The sequence below is a fragment of the Microbacterium sp. NPDC078428 genome (assembly GCF_044542535.1).
Classification (GTDB): Bacteria; Actinomycetota; Actinomycetes; order Actinomycetales; family Microbacteriaceae; genus Microbacterium; species Microbacterium limosum.
In genome coordinates, this window is sequence record NZ_JBITUP010000012.1 from 1 (window position 1) to 22649 (window position 22649).

The following is a 22649-nucleotide window of genomic DNA, read 5'->3' on the forward strand; positions in this document are numbered from 1 at the left end:
ATTGGTACGACAGGGGGCAACAATCATGCCGGTCCCGGCTGGCTGCCTTGCTCCTCATCCTCGCGGGTCAGGAGCTACGAACAAAGTAACGGGGGTATTGATCACCAGCCGGTGGGGTTCCGTGCGCTGGTCAGCCCAGACATCGAACTCCTCGAAGAACTCGAAGCATTCCGGCAGATCGACGAGCGATTCACCAGACTCCATGCTCGGATCGCGAGTATCCCCCAAGAGGGCCCACCGCCCGGACCGCGGAGACCATTGGCGAACTACGAGTTGCCGCGCATCGTACGAGATGGGATGGATGCTCTCAGAGGTGCGCTCTCGGGCGACATCTCACACGCCATCGAGATGGCCAGCCGGGCCGAGATACCGGAACCGTCCGCGTCAATGCTCGCAGCCTTCGCGGCTCTCCTGACCAACCGGAACCAAGACGCCCTAGACCATCTCGACAAGGTGAAGATCGGGTGGGGTGACCGGATAGAGGTCATGGTCGCCCTGCTCCGCGCCCAGGCGCTGATGCGCCTCGACCGACGCGAGGCAGCAAGACACACCCTCGATGCGCTTCTCGAGCGCGACCCGGCACTGGTCGCACAATCGGCGACGCTGATCCCCGCGGAAGAGATCTCGATGCTCGAAGAGCACTCCGAAGCACTGCAACATGCCGCTCGGGCGGCACAGATCACTGGCACCATCAGATCCCGAATGCTTCTCTCGAACGAAACGCACGTCCCCGCGCTCACGAAACGTGAGCAGGACATTCTCGAGGGGCTGCGAGAAGGGCTGAGCACTATGGAACTCGCCGAACGCCACTTCCTCAGCGCCAACACGGTCAAAACACATGTACGGGCATTGTCACGCAAACTGCAAGTCAGCGGGCGACCGGAAATCGTGCGTCGGGCAAAGGAACTGCGCCTGCTCTCCTGAGAAGGCTTCACCAGCGGCGCCGTGACTGGTGTTCCCGTATCCAGCCCGCAATGAGGAGACGATGATGGCTGACAGCTCAACCGCACGCTCCACTGGCCGAACCGTGCGCCAGCCTTGGCAAGTTCTCGGTGCCCCGGAGGCCAGCGACCTCCATGGTGCCACTCCGAACAGCTCCGAGTTCGATCACGTCGACAACCTGATCCGTGAGGGAGATTATGCGAGTGCCAAGGCACAGCTTGATCGCATTCAGGAAGGATGGGCGCACTCCGGTGACAGCATCGACCGGGAGAAGCTCGCTCAAGCCGGATTCTGGCGCAGCCGACTCTCCCGTGACCCGGAAACGCATCCGTCTGACAACCCCACCCTGCGGCAGTTCATCAGCGACTTCGGCAGCGACCCGGCGCCCGGGGGCAGGATCTGGGTTGCGCATGTACTCATGCACTACTGGCTCGATAATGCCGACACCCAGGCGGACTGGACGGATTTCGATCGGTGCTTCACGCACCTGTTCGGCGAGGACGAGGCCCCGGAGATCCGTCGTATCGACGCCCAGCGCAGAATGCTCCAGGGGCTCCGAAATCGACGACTCCATGGCCAGCAAACCGCAAACATGACGCTGACCAAGCTGATTGAACGCTACCGAGAAGACACAGACCCGATCATCGCCATGCACGTCGAACTTGCCCGCCAGCTGCTCGACCCTTCCTGACAGGCGCACATCACCCCCGCCGGCGGCGGGAGCCGATTGCCACTCGAGGTGTTGATGATCCGCGAGTGACAGCTTCTCATCGCGGTTCTCTGCTGTGAGCAGAAATACCCCTTCGGAACAGGCACGGCGTCTTAGGATGAAGCATGGCCGACATTCCCGCGATTGGACCAGCGAACGACGCTGACCGGAGTCCGATCGAGCGCACGTGTGAAGCGGCACCGGTGCGGGAACCGCTGTGGCGGCAGATGCTGGGAGAACAACTCCGCGAACGCAGAAACGACCTCGGCGACACCTTGAATGACGTGGCAACCCGTGCTGGAGTTTCCCCGCAGTACCTGTCAGAGATCGAGCGCGGCCGCAAGGAACCGTCAAGCGAGATCATCTCCGCCGTCAGCGGCGCATTGGACACCACACTGCTCGATCTGACGCGCGACGTCGCGCGGTCGCTCGCAGCGATCAGCCCGCCCGCTGCGCAGCTGTGCGCGTCGCAGGCGAGCTTCGCGCTGGCCGCGTAACGCTGTAGGCATGGGAGAAGCCGAGTCGGCTTCATCGTTCGGCGATCACTTGATCCAGCAGGCCGTAGTCGCGGGCCGTGGTTGAGGTGAAGACTCGATCATGGTCGGTGTCGGCGCGTAGGGTCTCCACGCTCTGCCCGGTGTGGTGCGCGAGGACTCCTTCGATGTCCGCTCGTAGTCGGATCACCTCATCGGCTTGCAGGATCAGGTCGGGGATCGTTCCCCGGCCCTGTGCGGCCGGTTGGTGGAGCACGATCCGGGCGTGCGGGAGCGCGGCCCGCTTCCCGGGCGCACCGGCGGCAAGGAGCACCGCGCCGACCGAGACAGCCTGCCCCACGCAGGTGGTTGCCACATCGGGTTTGATGAACTTCATCGTGTCGTAGATCGCGAGCATCGCGCTCGGGTCGCCGCCCTCGCAGTTGATGTAGAGCTGGATGTCGCGCTCCGGGCTGTCGGCTTCGAGGTACAAGAGTTGCGCGATGAGCGCGTTCGCGACGCCCGCGTCGATCCCGGTTCCCAGATACACGACCCGTTCGGTGAGCAGATGCGAGTAGACGTCCATGATGCGCTCACCGCGCGGATGCTGCGCAATGACGTTCGGGATGGTGTAGCTGCTCATGAGGCTGCGCCCTCCTGGGTGTGCGCGAATCCGGCGGCGATGCGACGCTGCTGCGGGCGATAGTCATCGAAGGAGGTCACGATGGTGTCGATGAACCCGTACTCGCGGGCTTGCTCCGCCGAGTACCAGTGGTCATGCAACGAGTCCTCGAAGATCCGCTCGACCGGCTGCCCGGTGTCTTCGGCGATCAGGCCGAGCACGGTATCGCGGGTGTGACGAAGGTCGTCTGCTTGCAGAGCGATATCGACAGCGGCTCCTCCGATTCCCGCCGACCCCTGATGCATGAGCACCCGCGCATGCGGGAGCGCTTTCCGTTTGCCCTTCGTGCCGGCCGAGAGCAGGAACTGCCCGGCACTGTAGGCGATGCCGAACACGAGCGTGGACACGTCGTTCGGGATCGTGCGTATGATGTCTCGGATCGCGAGCATCGCGGGCACTGAGCCGCCGGGAGAGTGAATCCACAGTGCGATATCGGTAGACGAGTCCTCCGTCGCCAAGGTGATGAGCTGCGTGGCGAGCAACGTACCGTTGTCGTCGTCCAACGGACCATCGAGCACCAGCACACGACGCTCGTAGAACTCACGCCGCACGGCCTCGGTGAACAACGGTGGCTTCGGGGAATCACTCATGCATCCATCGTGACCCGCGTCGAGTCGCTGAGAGTCGATATCCACTCTCAGCAGATCAGCCTGCAGCAGAGTCGCCCATCAGTACCCTGGAATACACCTTTCCTATACGCCAAGGTTCTGCGGGCCCTCTTCGATTAGCTGCGGCTGTTCCCCTGGATTACTTGGGACAGCCGGTCGATATAGCCCTGCAAGAAAGCGACGGTGGAGTCACTTATGATCTCTTCTCCGCCGTCGAAGAGATCCGGTGATTGTGAAAGGAACACTTCCGGCTGTCCGACGGTGGGCATATCGAAGTAGGACAGCGCGAGCCGCAGATTCTTCTGGGAGGAGTAGCCGCCCATGCGTCCAACGGAGTGGCTGATGATCCCGACTGGCAGCCCTTTCCAGGCGACGTCGCTGTTGGGCTTGGAGCCGATATCGACGGCGTTCTTCAGGCATGCCGGGATGGTGCGGTTGTTCTCGGGTGTGACGAAGAGCACCCCGGCGGAGGACGTGATCGTCTCCCGGAACGCCGTGTACTCGGCCGGTACTGGCTTGTCGGTGACCTCGGGGTCGTCGTAGTCGAAGTCGTAAAGGGGGAGGTCGCGGATCTCCACGATCCGAGCTTCATAGCCTTCGGGGAACATCGGGAGAACGTTCTGTGCGATCTTGCGGGCGAAGGAGCCGCGGCGCAGGCTCCCGACGATCACGCTGACGTGCTTGGTCATGGGTGGTGCTCTCTTTCGATGGTTCAGCTGACAACGCCTGTCGGCGGCTCAGGAGTCGATGGGTGGGGGAACGGGCGCGCTCCGAATGCCGGCGGCGGCCCCGCACGGTGAGAGGCCTCGATGAAGTGGTCGAGCTTTGCCCGGCCTGAGGCGTCCTCGCCGCGCAGGAACACTCCGAGCATGGAGAACAGGCCTCCGAGCACGGCGTCACGTTTCGCGCTGCTGCTCAGGAGTCGGTGAGCGGCGGGCTGGTTGCCTTCGCGGATCGCCTCGAACAGTGCGATCGTCTCAAGCCAGGCACCGTCGTCGGGGCGCGGCATCGGATCGGGCGCCGGCTCAGAAATCCCAGTCGGCATCGGTGGTGTCCTCTCCCTTGCCCATCACATAGCTCGACCCTGAGCCGCTGAAGAAATCGTGATTCTCATCGCTGCCGGGGGAGAGTGCGGCGAGGATCTCGGGGTTCACCTCGGTCTCCTCGGGTGAGAACCTCCCGGGGTAGCCGAGATTCATGAGCGCCTTGTTTGCGTTGTAGCGCACGAACACCGCGACGTCGTCCATAAGGCCGAGTGGCTCGTACAGTTCACCCGAGTACTGCAGCTCCAGTTCGTAGAGCTCTTCGAGCAGGTCGAAGGTGAAGTCGCGCATCTCCTGCTGCTCGGCCTGCGAATGCGTTTCGAGGCCGCGCTGGTACTTGTATCCCGAGTAGTAGCCGTGCACGGCCTTATCGCGCAGGATCAGGCGGATCATGTCCGCGGTGTTCGTGAGCGTGGCGTGCACAGAGAAGTGCAACGGCAGGTAGAAGCCGGCGTAGAGCAGCAGCGAGGAGAGCAGTGTCGACGAGACTTTGCGCTTCAACGGGTCGGGGCCGTAGTAGTGCTGCAGCACCTTCTTGCAGCGCTCCTGCAGCAGGTCGTTGCCGACCGCCCACCGGTACGCGTCATCGATCTCCGGCGTGGACGTGAGCGTGGAGAACACGGAGGAGTAGGAGCGGGCGTGCACGGACTGCATGAACGCGATGTTCGTGTAGACGGCCTCCTCATGCTCGGTGCGGGCGTCCTGGATCTGGCAGATCTCCCCGACCGTGGCCTGCACCGTGTCGAGCATCGTGAGGCCCGTGAACACGCGCATCGTGAGGGTGCGTTCCTCCTGACTCATCTTCTGCCAGGCGGGAATATCGTTCGAGAGCGGCACTTTCTCGGGCAGCCAGAAGTTCGCCGTGAGCCGGTTCCACACCTCCAGATCCTTGTCGTCGCCGACACGGTTCCAGTTGATCGGCCTGAGGCGTGCTGCGGGATCGTGACGGTATGCGGGTGGAGTGATCGAGAGTTCGGTGAGCGGGCGATCGAAAGCGATGCTGGTCATGCTGGTGGTCTTTCTGAGTTGGTCGAGTGGGGTCAGAGGGCGCAGGAGACGCAGCCCTCGATCTCGGTGCCTTCGAGGGCGAGCTGGCGCAGGCGGATGTAGTAGAGCGTCTTGATGCCCTTGCGCCAGGCATAGATCTGTGCCTTGTTGATATCCCTGGTCGTGGCGGTGTCCTTGAAGAACAGCGTCAGCGAGAGGCCCTGGTCGACGTGCTGGGTGGCTGCGGCGTAGGTGTCGATGATCTTCTCGGGGCCGATCTCGTAGGCGTCCTCGAAGAACTCGAGATTGTCGTCGGTCATGTGCGGGGCCGGGTAGTAGACGCGGCCGAGCTTGCCCTCTTTGCGGATCTCGATCTTCGCCGCGATCGGGTGGATCGACGCCGTCGAGTGGTTGACGTAGCTGATCGACCCGGTCGGCGGCACCGCCTGAAGGTAGGCGTTATAGATGCCGTGCTCCCGGATCGAATCGCGCAACTGCTCCCAGTCGGCGACGCTCGGCAGCGCGACCCCGGCCGCTGTGAAGAGTTCGCGCGTGCGCTCGGTGCCGGGCCGCCATTCATCGGCGACGTAGCGGTCGAAATAGGTGCCGTCGGCGTAGTCGCTCTGCTCGAACCCCGCGAAGGCTTCGCCGTGTTCGATCGCGAGCCGGTTCGAGGCGCGCAGCGCGTGGTAGGCAACAACACGGAAGTAGGCGTCAGTGAAGTCGATGCCTTCCTCGCTGCCGTAGCGGATGCGCTGGGAGGCGAGGTAGCCGTGCAGGTTCATCTGCCCGAGCCCGATCGCATGCGATGCCGCGTTCCCTGCCGCAACAGAGGGCACCGCGTCGACATCGGTCTGATCCGACACGCTCGTGAGCGCCCGCACCGCAGTCTCGACCGTCGCCCCGAAATCGGGAGACGCCATCGTCTGCGCGATGTTCAGCGATCCGAGATTGCAGGAGATATCCCGTCCGACCTCCGCGTAGCCGATCGCCGCGTCGTACTCCGAGGGAGTATTGACCTGGAGGATCTCGGAGCAGAGGTTCGACATGTTCACCCACCCCTGGAGTGGGTTCGCACGGTTCACGGTGTCCTCGAAGAGCACATACGGGTAGCCGGACTCGAACTGCAGCTCGGCGAGGGTCTTGAAGAAGTCGCGGGCGCTGATCGTCGTCTTGCGGATGCGCGGGTTCGCGACGAACTCCTCGTACCGGTCGGTCACCGACTGATCCGACAGCGGGATGCCGGTCTCGCGCAGCACGTCGTAGGGGCTGAAGAGGTGCATCTCGCGGTTCTGCTTCGCCAGCTCGAAGGTGATGTCCGGGATCACGACGCCGAGCGAGAGGGTCTTGATGCGGATCTTCTCGTCGGCGTTCTCCCGCTTGGTATCGAGGAACCGCATGATGTCCGGATGGTGCGCATGCAGATACGCCGCACCCGCACCCTGCCGGGCACCGAGCTGGTTCGCATAGCTGAAGCTGTCCTCGAGGATCTTCATCACCGGCACCACACCGGAAGCCTGATTCTCGATCTGCTTGATCGGGGCTCCCGTCTCGCGGAGATTCGTCAGCAGCAGAGCCACTCCGCCGCCGCGCTTGGAGAGCTGCAAGGCAGAGTTCACGCTGCGGCCGATCGATTCGAGGTTGTCCTCGAGGCGCAGCAGGAAGCAGGACACGAGTTCGCCGCGCTGCGCCTTGCCCGCGTTCAGGAACGTCGGGGTCGCCGGCTGGAACCGACCCGACAGCATCTCGTCGACGAGGCGCGCAGCGAGATCCGCGTCGCCCTGCCCGAGGAACAGGGCGGTCGCGATGACGCGCTCCTCGAAGCCCTCCAGGTAGGTGGTGCCGTCGAAGGTCTTGAGCGCGTAGGAGGTGAAGAACTTGAACGCGCCGAGGAACGTCTGGAAGCGGTGCCCGAGACCCGACGCCCGCTCATGCAGCAACTCCACGAAGTCCGGGGCGTAGGCGCGCAGGTACGACTCTTCATAGTAGTCGTGCGCGATCAGCCACTCCAGGCGCTCCCACACGGAACCGAACCGCCTGGTGTTCGGGGCGACGTGCTGTGTGAGGTAAGCGTCCGCGGCCTCACGATCCTTATCGAACTGGATCGACCCGTCCGCGGCGAACAGGTTCAGCTGCGCATTCAGGGCGTGGTAGTCCTTGCGCTCACCGACCCCGGCGCGCACCGGGCGATGGGGAGTGGTATCGGTGGTGGGTGGTGCGGTGATGGTCATGCGATGTCCTTCTCGTTCAGTGGTGAAACAGTCTGTTGCGCCCAGAACTCGGGGAGCCCCTCGTTCACGCGGGCGACGTCGCGGTCGGTGCCCAGGAGCTCGAAGCGGTACAGCTCCGGCACCCGGCACTTGGCCGAGATGATGGGGCCGGCGATGCAGTAGTGCTCGCCGAAGTTCGTATTCCCGGCAGAGATGACCCCGCGGATGAGCGCCCGGTTCGCGGCGTCGTTCAGGAACTGGATCACCTGCTTCGGCACGGCCCCTGCTCGTTCGCCCCCGCCATAGGTAGGCAGGATGAGCACGAACGGGCGGGTCACCCGGATCATGCCCTCCACGCGGGGCCGCAACGGGATCCGCGCCGCTCCTCGATCGAGACGCTCGACGAAGCGCCGGGTGTTCTCGGACACGCTCGAGAAGAACACCAGATCCGGCGACTCTCCCCCCTCGAGCACGCGCACAACCGGGGTGCCACGTCCTGGTTTCGGCCGGTTCACGCTCATCTGCACATCACTCCCTTCTCAACATCAATCACCATATGTAGTGATTCATCGCTGCCGTGGCACAACATCTAGTGTTAGCACGAATGGGGGGCCACTCACTACGACACGCCCATGTTTGTAACTACGGGTGACCGAACATTAGAGTTAGAGGTGCAGATCATGGTGGGGTGCGGGCAGGGCGCGTCACCAGTCCACGCGGGCCGAGACCGCCCATCGAGAATGAATGAGGTTGTGCGATGAGTGATCCGAACCGGATCCAGATTCCTGCCGAGATTCGGAACGAGAGCATCCGGACGTTCGTGGAGGAGTGGGCCGGGGTCACCGAGCCCGACCGGATCGAACTCGTCTCAGCTGCCGACGATGCGCGGCTCCTGGGTGAAGCCCTCGCCGCAGGGGAACTGCTGCCCGCAGGCAAGGGCCGCTACTACGCCAGATCCCATCCGAAGGACACGGCGCGTTCCGAGGAGCGCACCGTCGTCGCGACCTCGGACCCCGCCGATCGTGGCCGATACAACAACTGGCAGCCCGCAAACGAGGTGAAGCCGCTCATCACCGAGCGGATGCGCGGCGCGTCTCGCGGGAAGACGATGTACGTCGTCCCCTACCTGATGGCCCCGCCCGGCACGCCCCTCGCGGGCTACGCCGCCGGGGTCGAGCTCACCGATGACCGTACGGTCGTGCTGCAGATGATCCGCATGGCCCGCGTCGGCCTCGATCACTTCGACGGGCTCACCGACCCGGACTTCTTCGTGCGCGGCGTGCAGGTCACCGGTGATCCCGAATCGCTCGGGCATGGCACGCCCGAGGATGCGCGTCTGTTCGCGACCGTCGCCGATGAGCGCACGATCCTCCACTACGGTTCCGCGTACGGTGGGAACGCGCTGCTGGGGAAGATCGCCCACGGCCTGCGCCAGGCCTCCTACGACGGCTACACCTCCGGGAAGTTCCTCGCGGAACAGTTCCTGCTGCTGGGCATCCGCGACCTCGACACCGGCGTCATCACTCACGTCTGCGGCGGTTTTCCGAGCGCCTCGGGCAAGACCAACCTCGCTATGACCCTGCCACCGGACGCGCTCGGCGAGCGGTACCGGGTGGACTTCTACGGCGACGACATCGCCTGGATGTGGATCGACGACGACGGCCGCTTGCGCGCCATCAACCCCGAGAACGGCGCGTTCGGGGTCGCGAAAGACACGAATGAGCGCACGAACCCGACCGCCATGGCCGCGATCGAGGAAAGTTCCGGCACGATCTTCACGAACACCGCCTACAACCACCTCACCGGCGAGGTCTGGTGGGAAGGACTCACCCCAGAGCCGCCCGCCGCACTCGACGGCTGGCTCGACTGGACCGGCACCCCGATCGCCGACCGCGCTCCCGACCAGCAGGATGCCCCGTGGGCGCACCCGAACAGCCGCTTCACCATCCCGCTCGCACAGATCCCGAATCTCGCCGCCGACGCCGCTGACCCGGCCGGCGTCGTGATCGACGCGATCATCTTCGGCGGACGCACCCGCGACCGCGAACCCCTCATCCGGGCCATCGACGACCTCACCGTCGGGGTCTACGACGGACTCACCCTCGGGGCGGAGGCGACCTTCGCGGCCGAGGGCGTCGACGGGCAACTCCGATACGACCCCATGTCGATGCGCCCCTTCTTCTCCTACTCCGAGGGCCGCTACGCCCAGCACTGGCTGACCCTGCTCGGGCAGCTCACGGAGCTTCCGGTGTTCGCGCACGTCAACTGGTTCCAGCGCGACCCCGAAGACGGCCACTACCTCTGGCCCGGCTACCGCGAAAACCTCCGCGCCTTGAACTGGCTCATGCGCTACCGCGCAGGCCATGCCCACGGGCAGCCCACACCAGTAGGGGTCATCCCCACGGCCGAGGAACTCGACCTCACAGGCCTCGACATCCCTGCAGGGGATCTCGACAGGCTGCTGCGAATCGACACGAAGCGCTGGATCGAGGAAGCACAGCATCGGCAGGAGCACCTCCAGGGCCTGCCCGATGTGCCGCGCGAGATCTGGGACGCCCACCAGGCCCTCAGCGCCGCCCTCACCGCACAAGCGGCCTCGGTCGACAACGAGCATCCCTGATCCGGCACTGGATCGACCCATCTCAACACCCACTGATACAGGAAGGCTGCATCTCTTGAAGATCACCAGGAAGTTCCTCACCGGAGTCGCGATCACAGCGATTGCCGCCCTCGGCCTCACCGCCTGCGGGGGCACCGGCACCCCCGAGCCCGGCAGTGACGGCGACCCGCTCAAGGTCTACGCCACCACCGGGTACCTTGCCGACGCGGTCGCGAACATCGCCCCGATGCCGAGGTGACCACGATGGTCGGGCCGGGCGGCGACCCGCACACCTACCAGCCGTCGACGAAGGACATCGAGACGATCCAGAACGCCGACGTCGTGTTCTGGAACGGCCTGCACCTCGAGGCGCAGATGATCGACCAGCTCGAGAGCCTGGGAGAAACGCAGCTCGCCGTCGGCGACCAGCTCCCCGCAGAGCTGCTGCTGGATTGGCCCGAGACCGACGATCAGGGCAACGCTCTGCATGACCCGCACGTCTGGAACAGCCCCGAAGCGTGGACGCTCGTCGTCGGTTACGTCGCGGACAAGCTCGGCGAGATCGACCCGGATAACGCGGCCGAGTACACGGCGAACGCCGAGGCGTACATCGAGGAGATCGATGCGGTGGTCGCCGAGGCGCACGAACTGCTCGGCGACGGGAAGATCGAGCCGAGGATCCTGATCACCGGGCATGACGCGTTCAACTACTTCGGGCAGACTTTCGACCTGGAGGTGCACGCCACGGACTTCGTCTCCACCGAGGCCAAGCTCAGTGCGGGGGAGCTGTCGGAGCTCGCGCAGCTGATCGCAGACAACGAGGTGCCGGTGATCTTCCAGGACAACCAGGCCAACCCGCAGGCCATCACCAGCCTGAAGGAAGCCGTGCGGTCGCTGGGCTGGCAGGTGGAGGTCTCGGGCGAGGAGCTCTTCGCGGACTCCCTCGGTGCGGAGGACCCGGTGAACACCTATATCGGTGCGTTCTCGCACAACGCGCGCGCGGTGGCCGAGGCACTCGGAACCGCGGGGCAGTGACCGTGACCGACACCGTTCACGAGGCCGGGGCTCCCACTGGAGCCCCGGCCTCCCCGGGTGCCGCCCTCGCCTGCAGCGCCCGGGGCCTCTCCGTCGCCTACCGGGCGGAGCCGGTGCTGCGCAGCGTCGACTTCGCCGTGCCCCAGGGGGTGGTGATGGGGGTCGTCGGCCCGAACGGGGCCGGGAAGTCCACACTCATCAAGGCGATGCTCGGCCTCGTGAAGCCCCTGACCGGCACTTCCGAGTTCTTCGGGCAGCCCCTCGCACGCACGCGGAAACGGGTCGGCTATATGCCGCAGTCGACCAGTGTCGACTGGGACTTCCCGACCACGGTGCTCGATGTGGTCACGATGGGCACCTACGGCTCCCTTGGCTGGATCCGCCGCCCCGGAAAGCGAGAGCGCGCCCGGGCGGTCGCGGCACTCGAGCAGACGGGGATCCCGGATCTCGCCTCCCATCAGATCGGGGAGCTCTCGGGTGGGCAGCGCCAGCGCGTGTTCCTCGCCCGCACGCTGGTGCAGGCCCCGGATCTGTACTTCATGGACGAGCCGTTCCAGGGCATCGACGCGAAGAGCCAGCAGGCCATCGTCTCCGTGCTCCACACCCTGCGAGAGCAGGGGAAGACGGTCGTGATCGTGCACCACGACCTCGCGACCGTGCGCGACTACTGCGACCACGTCACCTTGCTGAACCGCCGCGTCGTCGCCTCGGGGCCGGCTGACGAATCGTTCACGCGCGAGAACATCCGCACCGCGTACGAGGTCACGGCAGGCGACGACGCGTTCCTGGAGTTCGCGTCGTGAGCCTGATCGAGTTTCTCGGGAACCACACCTACCGGATGGTGTTCTTCGGCACCATGACCATCGGCCTGGTTGCGGGTGCGCTCGGGAGCTTCGCCTATCTGCGGAAGCAGTCGCTCATCAGCGACGTGATCTCGCATGCGGCGCTGCCCGGGACGCTGCTCGCGTTCCTGACGGCGGTCGTCGTGCTGGGCGCGGATGGGCGGAACATGATCGCACTGATCATCGGCGCGGTCATCGTCGGAACGCTCGCGGTGCTCTTCGCCAACGGGGTCTCGCGGGTGTCGAAGATCCGCATCGACACCGCGATGGCGGTGTCGCTCACGGTCTTCTTCGGCGGCGGCATGCTGCTCATGCGGATCATCGCGAACGGAGCCTTCCCGGGCAAGGGCGGCATCCAGGACTACCTGTTCGGCAACGCCTCGGTGATCACGATCGCCGACCTGACGACGAGCATCACCGTGGGTGCCCTCGCGCTCGCTCTGATGCTGGTGTTCTGGAAGGAGTTCGCGCTGCGCACCTTCGACCCGGATCACTCCACGGTGCTCGGGTTCAGGGCGCGCACGATCGATACCCTCATGTTCACCACGATCGTGATCGCGACTGTGATCGGCGTGAAGGCGGTCGGCCTCGTGCTCATGGTCGCGTTCGTCGTCACCCCGCCGGCCGCTGCTCGGCAATGGACCCGCACCCTGCCGGGCATGGTCGCCTTGTCCGCCGTGTTCGGTGCGGTCGGCAGCGGCGTCGGCGCGTACCTTTCGATCGTGCTCGGCAAGGTTCCGACTGGGCCGCTGATCGTGCTCACGCTGTTCGCAATCTTCCTCGTCTCGCTGCTCTTCTCGCCACGGCGCAGCATCATCACCCGCGCCATCTCCCGCACTCGCGCACGCGCGGCCTTGAAGCGGGAACTGCTACTCGCGTCTGCACCCGCGGAAGGAGTCCTCCGATGAGCTTCGTTCTCGGCACCACGCTGCTCGCCGTCGTCACGGCCCTCGCCTGCGCTCTCCCGGGGGTGTTCGTGGTCCTGCGAAAGAACTCGATGCTCGTCGACGCGATCAGCCATGCCGTGCTGCCCGGCATCGTCGTCGGCTACTTCTTCGCCCACAACCTCGACTCCCCGCTGCTGATCCTCGGCGCTGCCCTCGCCGGTCTCGTGGTCGTGCTGGGCAGCGAGTGGCTCTCCCGCACCGGGCTCCTCACCGGGGACGCCTCGCAAGGGCTGATCTTCCCGGCGCTGTTCAGCGGCGGCGTGATCCTCGTCACCCTGAACTTCGCGAACGTCCACCTCGACACCCATGCCGTGCTCGTGGGCGACCTCAACCTCGCAGCCTGGGAGCAACTCGTGATCGGCGGGGTCTCGTGGGGGCCGGTCTACCTGTATGTAATGCTCGGCGTGCTCCTCGTGAACCTGGCGTTCCTGGGCCTGTACTACTCGAAGCTGAAGGTCACGACCTTCGACGCCCAGTTCGCGACCAGCCTCGGTGTCCGGGCAGGTCTGTTGAACACGGCGTTCATGTTCCTCGTCTCGGTCACCGTTACGGCCGCGTTCAACGCGGCAGGTGCGATTCTTGTGATCGCGCTCGTCGTGGTGCCGGCAGCCACGGCGTATCTGCTCAGCACGCGCCTGCCGGTGATGATCGCCCTGACCGCGGGGATCGCCGTCGCCGGGGCACTCGCCGGGTTCTGGCTCGCGTATGTGTTCGACGCCGCGACAAGCGCAGGCATGTCGGTGTTCTATGGACTCGTGTTCGGCGTCGTGCTTGTGGCCACGCGGCTCCGCCAGCGGCGCCATCGCAACGTGCGTGAATACGCAGTGGCGTCGTCACCGTGAAGGAGGATCCGTGCCGACCCCGCGTGATGCCACGATCATTCCCTATCTCAAGGCGATCTGGATTCTGCAGCATGAAGAGCGCGTCCGCGTCGGCGTCACGGCGCTCACCGAACGGCTCGCGAAGGCGCCTGCAACGGTTTCGCAGACCGTTCGCTCGCTCGCGGACGCGCGGCTGATCCGGCACAAACCTTACGGGCCGATCGAACTCACCCTCAAGGGCGAACAGCTCGCCCTCGCAGTGGTCCGACACAACCGCATCACCCGCGCATTCCTGTACCAGGTGCTCGACTACCCCTGGCCGGAGGTCGCCAGGGAAGCCGATGGGCTCCTGCCGGTGCTCCACGACGACCTTGCCAACCGCCTCCACGCGGTCGCGGGCTCGCCGCAGACCGACCCGTACGGTAACCCGATACCCGGAACCGGCGAATCGACCGTACGGCAGGGCCGTCCGTTGAGCGAACAGCGCAGCGGTGTGGAGCTTGAGATCCTGCGCGTCTCCGATACCGACTCCGCGCTACTCGACCGCTTTGATGCCCTCGGCCTCACCCCGGGGCGGATTGTTCGCGTCGAGCAGATGGATCACGCGACCGGGGTGATCGACTTGATGTGCGACAAGGGAGCGCACACGATCGGAGTCCAGGCCGCCTACCGAATCTTCACCGCAAGATCGGACGGGAAGGAACACCAGAACCCGGGTCAGGCTAGTTCCTCCACCCAGACCGCATCGGTGGCTGCGCGCCCCAGTGCGAGCCTCTCTGTCCGACCCTCGACAAGCACCTCGATCGCCTCTGAATAGGGGGTGCTCGGGTGCGCTTCGAGTACGGTGCCGTATCGGATGCCGTTCTCTGCGAAGAACTGTAGCAACTGCGGATCATCGTCGGAGATCCGCTCCACCCGCGCCCGCTGCCCCGGCATCAGCCCGGTCAAGTGGATCGCGTTGGGGCGTGCGACGGTGCCGTCCGCAGAGGGGATGGGGTCACCGTGAGGGTCGCGATCAGGATGCCCGAGCAGCTCAGCGAGACGCTCGATCATGAAATCGGATACAGCGTGTTCGAGCGTCTCGGCCTCGTCATGCACCTGATCCCACCGATACCCGAGCGTTTCCACCAGGAACGTCTCGATCAGACGATGTCTGCGCACCATCGCTACCGCGTGCACCCGCCCTTCCTCGGTCAACGTCACCGCACCGTACGGGGCGTGCTCGAGAAGGCCCTGCTCGGTGAGCTTCCGAACCGCGTCTGACACCGAGGAGAGCTTCAACCCCATCCGATCCGCCATCAGTTTCGGCGTTACCGGGGTCTCCGACCACTCCGCCAACGCCCACACGGCCTTCAGATAGTCCTGGGCGCTCGCAGATAACTCAGAGACCGACATAGCACCAGAATAGCCCGCCGAAGATTCAACTACGGTCAGCCGTACTTCTAGCTCGGAGAAGAGGCCCCTCGTCTCCTAGAGAACCCGCGTTCTTCATGGTGTGGCTGAGAATCCATGTGCCGCACAGAAAGATCCGCTGCGGCTGACCCGCTCCTCTCGCAGGAGGTCGGGCCGCCGCAGCGGACTCGTGCTTCTCTTCCTGAGGCTACTCGTTGAGCAGTTCCTCGAGGGTTACGAACTCGGTCTCTTCACCCCCTTCCGTGTTCTCGGCGTCTTCGCGGCGCTGGGCGAGACGGCGCCCGAACAGCAGCAGTGCTCCGGAGGCGAGGAGGCTCAGCGCCGCAGCGGCACCGACTCCGATCAGCCACCCGTCGGCCCCGGTCTGCGCGAGTTCCCGTTGCGGGGTGTCCTCACCGGGGGTCTCGGGAGTGACCGGCACTTCACTGACGACGGTCGTCTCGCCCGGAGCACCGCAGAGTCCGCGGTGGATGCTCTCACCGTTCGCGTCGAGCAACGTCTCGATCCAGAAGTAGGTGCCGACCTTGTCGAACACGACCTCGGCGGAGGCATACTCACCTGGCCCGGTCACCGCGATCGGAGACTCCCAGGTGTCGAACACACGGTTGTCCGCCTCGCACACTGCCACGTCGCCGTCCTGTCGGTAAGCCTCGAACACGAGGGTGGTGCCCTCGGGCACCGGGCCGGTGACGATCGCGACATCGTGCGCGGGCTCACCGAGCACCACGTTCGCGACCGCCTTCGTCGTCACCTCGAGCTTCTCGCCTTCGGTGATGACGGTGGTCTCACCGGGTGCCCCGCAGGTGCCTTCGGAGAGCACTTCACCGTCGGCGTCGTAGAGCGTCTCGATCCAGTACACCTTCCCCGCCGACTCCACAGAAGTGGTCCCGGAGGAGTAGACAGCTGGCTGCGTGACCGGGATCTCGTCGCTGACGTAGAACGGCTCCGCCTCGCACAGCGGTGACTGATCGGCGGGTTCGGGTCCATAGGCGCGGAACACGAGGTACGCGCCCTCGGGGATCGTGCCCTGCACCAGGGCGGTGTCCTCGAACGGCTCCCCGACGAGCGCCTCCGGGGTCGCCTGCGTGATCACCGACACCGGAGCCTCGTACTCGGGCTCTTCCGGGACGAAGAACCGTTCCCGAATGTCCGCCGGTGACGACTGGTACGGCTGCACCCGGTCGTCACCGTCGAAGGAACTCACCACGACGTAGTAGCCCGGCTCGGTCGGCGTGATCCGGTCCTCGTCGGTGTACCCGATCTGGTACACCCCGTTGCGCGCCTCCGTTTCCACGGTGGTCAGCACGGGTGCGCCCTCGAGGTCGAGGTCGTCAGTGAGGACGGTGTCCGTGGCGAACGGCCCGTACACGGTGTGCGTGATGGTCTCGGTATCCGCTCCCCAGTAGCCGTCGCCCTCGAAGTCGGGGTGGTTGTCGGGGAACCCGGACACGACGATCGTGTCGAACGCGCGCCCACCCTCGTGGACGTTGTACTCGCGCAGTTGACTCGTCGTCTCGATCGGGTGCCGGACGCTGGTCGACTCCACAGGGATGCCGTACTCGTCGATCCAGTCACCGGCGAGGTAGTCCCGCAGCTCTTCCGGCTGCGCGGCGAGACGCACCTGCCACACCCAGGTCACGAATCCCGCGTTCGGGACGGTCACCTCCGGAGAAGTGTAGACGCCGGGGCCGTCCGCGGTGATCGTCACCTCGCCGACCGGCACCGCGGCCGGGTCGACGGTGGAGGACTGGACGGGCGGGAGCGTGCCGGGCACCTGGTAGAGGGTGCCCTCGAAGATCACCGGGATGTGCTCCCCGCCGATCTTCAACCAGGCGCCGTTGCTCGAGGACACGGTGATCGTGTCGGTCACCGAGTCGCCGGGGACGACGAGCCGCTGATCGGCCTCGGACACCGCGACCGGCTGGAACGGGACCACACTGGTCTCGGGCACCAGCCCGAACCTGTCACGCACGGAGTCGGTGAGGTACTTCGCGTACTGCCCCTGCGCGTCCTTGTCGATCTCCCACACCCAGGTGTAGAACCCGGACTCGGGAGCTGTGATCGTCGCCGGGGCGTCGTACACGCCCGCGCCGGTGAGCGTCAGCTCCACCTCCCCGGCCACCGGGGCGCCTGCGGGGGCGGTGTCGGCTTCGGCTGGCTGCTCATCGAACGGCCCGTAGAGGGTGCCGACCGCGTTCACCGGGACCGGGGTGCCGTCGAGGTGAATCCAGGTGCCCTTGGACAGGCCGACGGTGACCTGGTCGGCGAACGTGTCACCCTCCGCGACGTACCGGGAGGAGACCTGAGTGGTGATCGTGGGCTGGAAGTCCAGCTCGATCACCGGGGTGCGGGTGTGCGCGTCGAGCCCCATCGGGGAAGCTCCGCCGAGCAGCCGCTGCTGACCGGGTGTGTCGTAGAGGTTCACGCGCGCGCCGAGCCCCGCAGCAGGTACGGTTGCGGACGCTTCGATCCGGTAGGAGGGCACCCCGTCGGCGGGGGTGCCGGTGATCGGGAAGCTGCCTGCACCGAGAGCCCTGGTGGACTGCCCGTTCGCGAACACCGCGTTCGTGAGCGTCACCGTCCCGGACAGGCTCGACGGAGATGCCGACACGGTGAGCGTTCCTGCGTACTGGTCGGCCATGTCGATCGAGACCGACACCTGCGGGTTCACCGCATGGTTCGCGTCGGCCTGCGCCCGCATCTGCGCGAGGTTCGCGAGGATCTGCGGACGGTTCGCCGCAGGTGCCCGGGCGACGTAGTAGTCGTCACCGGACATGCCGTGCGAGTTGTAAGGGACGGGGTCTGTGACCGACCACACATACAGCTGCACCGCAGCGGTGATGTGCGGATCTGCGGACTGCCCCCACATCGCCATGACGTAGTTCAGCTTCGCCAGCTCCGTCGCGGTCAGGTTGAAACCGCTGTGCGAGTTCAGTTCCTCGACCGTCACAGGTCCGGTGGTGTTGCCCCACGGGGGCACTGCGATGAGATCCATGCAGTACACCTGGGTGCCGTCGTTCGCGATGAACGCCCCGATCGACCCATTCGGCCCGTACGGGTCGCCGAAGCCGGGCCCGGGGGTCGCCGCCTGCGCGGGGGAGGCTGCGCCGATGGCGAGGCCGGTGATCATGAGCAGCCCAGTGAGCAGCATCGCCACCCACCGGGCGAGTGCCCTCCCCGGCGGATACCCCGCCCCTGGTTCGTGTGCGGCATCCGTGTGGAGCACTTCGACGCTCATCCGTTTCCTCCTGCGTGCTGTACGAGACAGGCAGCCCGTCTCCTTGGGGTGATGGCAGAGCACCATCAGGAGCAGGTGCCCCGTCCCTCCCACACGGCTGGTTCACGGGCGTCACCGTGTTTCGCCTCGCCTAGTTGGTGGGTTGGGTCTCGTAGACGAGCCAGTTCGTGCGGGTCGCGAGGGTGTTGTAGAGCCCCTGGGCAGTGTGGTTGTCGTCTGCGGTCATCCACTGCACGAATGCGCGGCCTTCGGCGTGGGCCATGTCGGTGAGCCTGCCGATGAGGGCGCGGCCGATGCCTTTGCCTCGTGCTTCGGGGGTGGTGAAGAGGTCGTCGAGGAAGATGCCGCTGGTCGCGGTGTAGGGCGAAGACATGCGCCGGTGGTGTGCGAAGCCGAGGATCTCGCCGTCGATTTCGGCAACGAGAGCGTTGCACTCGTGCTTGGGGTCCATGAACCAGCCCCAGGCAGTGGAAACGACGTCTTCTGACTCTTCGAGCTTGTAGAAGACTCGGTAGGCGCGGAACAGTTCGCGCCAGCGTTGCTCGTCGGCGGGTGCGAGGAAGCGGATCGTCGGGACGGTGGTTGATGCCATGAATGGCTCCTTTTCTGTGATGGGGGTGATGCGCCAGGTAGCGCGAGAACGCCGAGTCGCTATCGGGAAGACGTGACTGCTTGCGGTGAAACGGATGCGTCGGTCTTGGGTTTCGCGACCCTGAGGATGAGGTAGACGGCGCTGCCTGCGAGGAGACCCCAGAAGGCTGCGCCGACGCTGAACAGCACGACGCCGGACATGGTGACGGCGAGGGTGGTGATCGCTGCGAGCCCTGTCTGTGTGTTGTCGCTGCTCATGGAACCCTTGAGGGCGGTGAGTGCGGAACTCAGGAGCGCGACGGCTGCGACCACGGAGACGGTTTCTGTTGGGATCGCCTGGAACCCGGCCACGAGCACTCCGCCGAAGGAGCCGACCAGCAGGTATGTGATGCCGCCGGAGAGCCCGCCGACATAACGCTTGGTCTTGTCGGGGTTCGATTCCGGGCCGATTGCGATGGCCGCGGTGATCGCCCCGAGATTTATGCCGTGCGCACCGAATGGAGCCAGGATTGCTGAGACTGTCGAGATTGAGCCGACGAGCAGCCGGTCGTTCACTGAGTAGCCCTGAGAGTGCAGCAGCGCAAGGCCGGGCGCGTTCTGCGAGGCCATCGTGACGATGAACAGCGGCAGCGCGACGCTCACGAGCGCGGCAGGGGTGAACTCGGGCATCGTGAAGACCGGCCCGCCCAGGGTGAGGGTTGGGGTGATCTGCGTAAACGAGCTCGTTGCCCAGGTTACGAGCAGCCCGACTGAGAGCGCCGCGAGTACGGCGTAGCGGTCGAAGAGTCGCTTGCCGATGAAGAACGTCAGGATGATGCTGCTCGCGATCAGCGGTGCGCTGGTAAAGGCCTCGGCTGCCGAGACAACGAAAGGTAAGAGGATGCCTGCGAGCAGTGCTTGCAGCACCGGGCCCGGTACCCTCGCCAGCAGCAGACCGAACCAACCTGTCCACCCGAAGATTGCCGCCGCGACCGAGGCGATAAGAAACGCACCGACAGCCTCCGCGAAGCTGAACCCTCCAAGCGACGCAATCAGCAGCGCAGCCCCCGGGGTCGACCAGGCCACGATCACGGGAATCCGAGTGAACAGGCTGAGGACGATGCTGCACAGGCCGTTACCGATCGACAGCGCCCATACCCACGAAGCCGTCTGCGCTTCATCCAGGCCTGCCGCGCGGGTCGCCTCGAGCACGATGAGGAACGGGCCAGCGAAGTTGATGAGTGCGGACAAGAAGCCCGCGACCACCGCAGTGACAGAGACGTCGCGCAGCAGAGCGGCGACGCGGTTCACAATGCAGCCGTCCCAGTCAGCGCCCCACAGGGTGGTAACGGTATTGCGAATTCTTGGGAAGCGTTATCTAATACCTTCATGTCAAACGATAACAGATCGGCTGCGATAGCGGCGCGGCTCCGCCAGCAGATTGCGGACATGGCGCCCGGAGCGAAGCTCCCCGGCGTGCGTGAGCTGTCGAAGCAGTACCAGGCGAGCGCCGCAACCGTCTCGGGTGCGCTTGCCGAGCTGAGCGCACTCGGACTCGTGCGAGCGGAACCCGGTCGCGGCACGTTCGTGGCGAATCGTGAACGTCTGGCCGAGCCGGACTATTCGTGGCAGTCGCAAGCACTCGGTCGGGTGCGGGTGGACGCCGACCGGGCATCCCGGCTCGGTGGCTACGGCACCCCCGAACACCTACCACTCTCGTGGGGATACCTCGCTCCGGAACTGGTGCCAGGCGAGGAGTTGCAGCGCATCGGCGCTCGTGCGGCGAAGAACAGCCGCGCGTGGACGATGACACCTCCAGCGGGCTCGCCAGACCTTCGCCGGGTCGTCGCCGCGGAATACCGTGCCGACCCAGGTGACGTGCTGATCGTGTCGGGTGGTCAGCAAGGACTCGTATTCGCTATGCGAACCCTCGCCGAGCCAGGAGCAACGCTCATCACCGAGAGCCCGAGCTACCCCGGTGCGATCCTCGCCGCGCAAAGCGCGGGCCTGAACATCGCCTCGGTGCCCTCGGACGAGCATGGCATCATCATCGAACGTCTCGCCGACGAACTCGACCGCTCAAAAGCCCGTCTGATCTACATGCAACCGAGCTACGCCAACCCAACCGGCACCGTACTTGCCCGAGAACGCCGCGCACAAGTGATCGAACTCGCAGCACAACACGGGGCATTCATCATCGAAGACGACTGGGCCAGGCACCTCGGCTTCGAGGGGCCGGCACCTGCCCCGCTGTTCATAGATGATCCCCATGGGCACGTCGTCACCGTCATGACACTCTCCAAGCCCATATCGCCAGGCTTGCGACTTGGCGCGATCATCGCCCGCGGGCCTGCCGGTGAACGCCTTCACGCCTCCCGTGCGGCAGATGACCTGTGCGTGGCGCCGCTTGTGCAAGAAATCGCTCACTCGCTACTGACTTCGAGTGCCTGGCCCCGTCATGTGAAGCGGCTTCGCGGCGAACTCACCACCCGCAGAGACGCGCTCATATCCACCCTGTACTCCTCGCTGCCAGAAGCACGGGTCACCAGAGTGCCCAAGGGCGGCATTCACCTATGGGTCAAGCTCTCACACGGGACCGATACGCGACAGTTCTGCGCAGCCGCCTACGGTGCAGGGGTGCTCGTCGGCGACGGTCGCCACTTCTTCGTGGACGAGCCACCTGCGCCGTTTCTGCGATTCTCATTCGGTGCGGCGACTGAAGCACAGATCGCCGAGGGCGTCAGGCGCATCGCCCAGCTCAGCGAAGCCGGGTAGCCGTGCAGGATCGAGCCGCCGGCTTCCACGACGGATCCCCCGACCCTTCGGCTGCGGTCGGCGCCTGTGTCGTGGAGCAGTTCAAGGCTCATTCGATCCTCATGCGTGTTCTGAGAGTCAGCTATCCCCGCCTCTTCTGATGCGATGGCAGAGAGCACCATCAGGTGCAGGGGTCCCACGCCTCCCACCGCTCCTGGCAGGACGTCAAGTGCCCCTTCTGCTTTCGCGGCGTCGATGCGCGTAACACCGAGGGGACGGGCACAGGTTTCTCCTGAAGCCCGCCACCGGCGACGGCAACCGCGACCTCACCTTCCAGTACCTGGAGCCGAGAACGGCGACGTATGCGCCGAAATCGCAGCACGCTGGTCTCATTGCCACACGAAATCTCTAGCCCTAGCGGCCGTTACCGCCCCGCAAGGCCGTTGTTGCCCGCAAGGGCGGGGCTTGAACTGACCTCGACCCCCTCGCGCCGTGAATCTCGACAGGGCGTTCTGCCGCATAAAATCAACGATCTACAGCATGTGACCTGTGGATAACTCCACGACGATACCCCGACCTACAGGTTGCTTAGTACTTTCGTTAGCACTGTGAGGATGACCTGGGTAGCCGCCAACGCCGCCAGGCGAGCGGGTGGTCACGCGATAGCCTTGTTGCATGGCTATCAGAATCGCGACGGAGGCCGACGCCCCGGCCACCGCGCGCGTGCATGAACGGTCAATCCGCCAGTTGTGCTCCGCTCACTACTCCGCCGCTCA

At 65.3% G+C, this 22649-nt stretch carries 22 protein-coding genes; 11 read left to right on the forward strand and 11 right to left on the reverse strand.

What is annotated here, in order from left to right; translation table 11 throughout:
* From ACIGCK_RS14635 to ACIGCK_RS14645, 3 genes are all read left to right on the forward strand, one after another.
* Positions 1-924, forward strand: a 924-nt coding sequence (locus ACIGCK_RS14635) for a LuxR C-terminal-related transcriptional regulator (RefSeq protein WP_396666979.1), incomplete at its 5' end; no start/stop codon positions are given.
* Positions 925-985: 61 nt separating this feature from the next.
* Complete coding sequence (locus tag ACIGCK_RS14640) at positions 986-1633, forward strand: hypothetical protein (protein WP_396666980.1); 648 nt, start codon at positions 986-988, stop codon at positions 1631-1633.
* A 143-nt stretch (positions 1634-1776) separates the two neighbouring features.
* Entirely contained in the window at positions 1777-2148 is a 372-nt protein-coding gene (locus tag ACIGCK_RS14645; RefSeq protein ID WP_396666981.1) for a helix-turn-helix domain-containing protein, read from the forward strand.
* A gap of 31 nt (positions 2149-2179) precedes the next feature.
* Here the strand turns inward: ACIGCK_RS14645 and ACIGCK_RS14650 are convergent, their stop codons facing one another.
* The 7 genes from ACIGCK_RS14650 to nrdI form a co-directional block, all read right to left on the reverse strand.
* On the reverse strand, positions 2180-2767 hold the full coding sequence (locus tag ACIGCK_RS14650) for a ClpP family protease (protein WP_396666982.1): 588 nt from the start codon (positions 2765-2767) through the stop codon (positions 2180-2182).
* Positions 2764-3396 carry a ClpP family protease gene (locus tag ACIGCK_RS14655; RefSeq protein ID WP_396666983.1) on the reverse strand — a complete coding sequence of 211 codons (633 nt, stop codon included), beginning with the start codon at positions 3394-3396 and terminating at the stop codon, positions 2764-2766. Before ACIGCK_RS14655 ends, ACIGCK_RS14650 begins: the two co-directional genes overlap by 4 nt.
* Positions 3397-3530: 134 nt before the next feature.
* Positions 3531-4103 carry an NADPH-dependent FMN reductase gene (locus ACIGCK_RS14660; protein ID WP_396666984.1) on the reverse strand — a complete coding sequence of 191 codons (573 nt, stop codon included), beginning with the start codon at positions 4101-4103 and terminating at the stop codon, positions 3531-3533.
* Between the two features lie 23 nt (positions 4104-4126).
* On the reverse strand, positions 4127-4459 hold the full coding sequence (locus ACIGCK_RS14665; protein WP_396666985.1) for a hypothetical protein: 333 nt from the start codon (positions 4457-4459) through the stop codon (positions 4127-4129).
* Positions 4440-5465 carry a class 1b ribonucleoside-diphosphate reductase subunit beta gene (gene nrdF, locus ACIGCK_RS14670; RefSeq protein WP_396666986.1) on the reverse strand — a complete coding sequence of 342 codons (1026 nt, stop codon included), beginning with the start codon at positions 5463-5465 and terminating at the stop codon, positions 4440-4442. Before nrdF ends, ACIGCK_RS14665 begins: the two co-directional genes overlap by 20 nt.
* A gap of 32 nt (positions 5466-5497) precedes the next feature.
* On the reverse strand, positions 5498-7675 hold the full coding sequence (nrdE, locus tag ACIGCK_RS14675) for a class 1b ribonucleoside-diphosphate reductase subunit alpha (RefSeq protein WP_396666987.1): 2178 nt from the start codon (positions 7673-7675) through the stop codon (positions 5498-5500).
* A complete protein-coding gene (gene nrdI / locus ACIGCK_RS14680) occupies positions 7672-8175 on the reverse strand; it encodes a class Ib ribonucleoside-diphosphate reductase assembly flavoprotein NrdI (protein ID WP_396666988.1) in 504 nt (167 codons plus the stop codon). The genes nrdE and nrdI overlap by 4 nt, the downstream gene beginning before the upstream one ends.
* Positions 8176-8411: 236 nt before the next feature.
* Here nrdI and ACIGCK_RS14685 point away from each other — a divergent pair, with 236 nt between their 5' ends.
* The 7 genes from ACIGCK_RS14685 to ACIGCK_RS14715 are packed head-to-tail and all read left to right on the forward strand — an operon-like array spanning position 8412 to position 14715.
* Positions 8412-10274: a phosphoenolpyruvate carboxykinase (GTP) gene (locus ACIGCK_RS14685; RefSeq protein ID WP_396666989.1), complete on the forward strand. Its 1863-nt coding sequence runs from the start codon at positions 8412-8414 to the stop codon at positions 10272-10274.
* Positions 10275-10329: 55 nt separating this feature from the next.
* Positions 10330-10512 carry a hypothetical protein gene (locus ACIGCK_RS14690; protein ID WP_396666990.1) on the forward strand — a complete coding sequence of 61 codons (183 nt, stop codon included), beginning with the start codon at positions 10330-10332 and terminating at the stop codon, positions 10510-10512.
* 5 nt (positions 10513-10517) lie between these two features.
* A complete protein-coding gene (locus ACIGCK_RS14695) occupies positions 10518-11288 on the forward strand; it encodes a metal ABC transporter substrate-binding protein (protein ID WP_396667000.1) in 771 nt (256 codons plus the stop codon).
* A gap of 2 nt (positions 11289-11290) precedes the next feature.
* On the forward strand, positions 11291-12091 hold the full coding sequence (locus tag ACIGCK_RS14700; protein ID WP_396666991.1) for a metal ABC transporter ATP-binding protein: 801 nt from the start codon (positions 11291-11293) through the stop codon (positions 12089-12091).
* On the forward strand, positions 12088-13038 hold the full coding sequence (locus ACIGCK_RS14705) for a metal ABC transporter permease (protein ID WP_396666992.1): 951 nt from the start codon (positions 12088-12090) through the stop codon (positions 13036-13038). Before ACIGCK_RS14700 ends, ACIGCK_RS14705 begins: the two co-directional genes overlap by 4 nt.
* A complete protein-coding gene (locus ACIGCK_RS14710) occupies positions 13035-13919 on the forward strand; it encodes a metal ABC transporter permease (RefSeq protein ID WP_396666993.1) in 885 nt (294 codons plus the stop codon). The genes ACIGCK_RS14705 and ACIGCK_RS14710 overlap by 4 nt, the downstream gene beginning before the upstream one ends.
* A 10-nt stretch (positions 13920-13929) precedes the next feature.
* Positions 13930-14715, forward strand: a complete 786-nt coding sequence (locus ACIGCK_RS14715) for a metal-dependent transcriptional regulator (RefSeq protein WP_396666994.1) — start codon at positions 13930-13932, stop codon at positions 14713-14715.
* Here the strand turns inward: ACIGCK_RS14715 and ACIGCK_RS14720 are convergent.
* The 4 genes from ACIGCK_RS14720 to ACIGCK_RS14735 form a co-directional block, all read right to left on the reverse strand.
* Positions 14616-15293 carry a metal-dependent transcriptional regulator gene (locus tag ACIGCK_RS14720; RefSeq protein ID WP_396666995.1) on the reverse strand — a complete coding sequence of 226 codons (678 nt, stop codon included), beginning with the start codon at positions 15291-15293 and terminating at the stop codon, positions 14616-14618. The two genes, ACIGCK_RS14715 and ACIGCK_RS14720, sit on opposite strands and share 100 nt — an antisense overlap.
* A 205-nt stretch (positions 15294-15498) precedes the next feature.
* Complete coding sequence (locus tag ACIGCK_RS14725; protein ID WP_396666996.1) at positions 15499-18549, reverse strand: hypothetical protein; 3051 nt, start codon at positions 18547-18549, stop codon at positions 15499-15501.
* Positions 18550-18679: 130 nt separating this feature from the next.
* A complete protein-coding gene (locus tag ACIGCK_RS14730; RefSeq protein WP_396666997.1) occupies positions 18680-19141 on the reverse strand; it encodes a GNAT family N-acetyltransferase in 462 nt (153 codons plus the stop codon).
* A gap of 59 nt (positions 19142-19200) precedes the next feature.
* On the reverse strand, positions 19201-20430 hold the full coding sequence (locus tag ACIGCK_RS14735) for a benzoate/H(+) symporter BenE family transporter (protein ID WP_396666998.1): 1230 nt from the start codon (positions 20428-20430) through the stop codon (positions 19201-19203).
* A gap of 78 nt (positions 20431-20508) precedes the next feature.
* On the opposite strand from ACIGCK_RS14735, the gene ACIGCK_RS14740 reads away from it, so the two are divergent.
* A complete protein-coding gene (locus ACIGCK_RS14740; protein WP_396666999.1) occupies positions 20509-21894 on the forward strand; it encodes a PLP-dependent aminotransferase family protein in 1386 nt (461 codons plus the stop codon).
* The last annotated feature ends 755 nt before the right edge of the window (positions 21895-22649 follow it).

Bases quoted from the DNA above. Each gene is read 5' to 3' on its own strand.
- ACIGCK_RS14740 (WP_396666999.1), top strand. From the start codon at position 20,509: ATGTCAAACGATAACAGATCGGCTGCGATAGCGGCGCGGCTCCGCCAG.
- ACIGCK_RS14720 (WP_396666995.1), bottom strand. From the start codon at position 15,293: ATGTCGGTCTCTGAGTTATCTGCGAGCGCCCAGGACTATCTGAAGGCC.
- ACIGCK_RS14655 (WP_396666983.1), bottom strand. From the start codon at position 3,396: ATGAGTGATTCCCCGAAGCCACCGTTGTTCACCGAGGCCGTGCGGCGT.
- ACIGCK_RS14645 (WP_396666981.1), top strand. From the start codon at position 1,777: ATGGCCGACATTCCCGCGATTGGACCAGCGAACGACGCTGACCGGAGT.
- ACIGCK_RS14730 (WP_396666997.1), bottom strand. From the start codon at position 19,141: ATGGCATCAACCACCGTCCCGACGATCCGCTTCCTCGCACCCGCCGAC.
- ACIGCK_RS14710 (WP_396666993.1), top strand. From the start codon at position 13,035: ATGAGCTTCGTTCTCGGCACCACGCTGCTCGCCGTCGTCACGGCCCTC.
- nrdI (WP_396666988.1), bottom strand. From the start codon at position 8,175: ATGAGCGTGAACCGGCCGAAACCAGGACGTGGCACCCCGGTTGTGCGC.
- ACIGCK_RS14695 (WP_396667000.1), top strand. From the start codon at position 10,518: ATGGTCGGGCCGGGCGGCGACCCGCACACCTACCAGCCGTCGACGAAG.
- nrdF (WP_396666986.1), bottom strand. From the start codon at position 5,465: ATGACCAGCATCGCTTTCGATCGCCCGCTCACCGAACTCTCGATCACT.
- ACIGCK_RS14665 (WP_396666985.1), bottom strand. From the start codon at position 4,459: ATGCCGACTGGGATTTCTGAGCCGGCGCCCGATCCGATGCCGCGCCCC.
- ACIGCK_RS14650 (WP_396666982.1), bottom strand. From the start codon at position 2,767: ATGAGCAGCTACACCATCCCGAACGTCATTGCGCAGCATCCGCGCGGT.
- ACIGCK_RS14640 (WP_396666980.1), top strand. From the start codon at position 986: ATGATGGCTGACAGCTCAACCGCACGCTCCACTGGCCGAACCGTGCGC.
- nrdE (WP_396666987.1), bottom strand. From the start codon at position 7,675: ATGACCATCACCGCACCACCCACCACCGATACCACTCCCCATCGCCCG.
- ACIGCK_RS14725 (WP_396666996.1), bottom strand. From the start codon at position 18,549: ATGAGCGTCGAAGTGCTCCACACGGATGCCGCACACGAACCAGGGGCG.
- ACIGCK_RS14685 (WP_396666989.1), top strand. From the start codon at position 8,412: ATGAGTGATCCGAACCGGATCCAGATTCCTGCCGAGATTCGGAACGAG.
- ACIGCK_RS14660 (WP_396666984.1), bottom strand. From the start codon at position 4,103: ATGACCAAGCACGTCAGCGTGATCGTCGGGAGCCTGCGCCGCGGCTCC.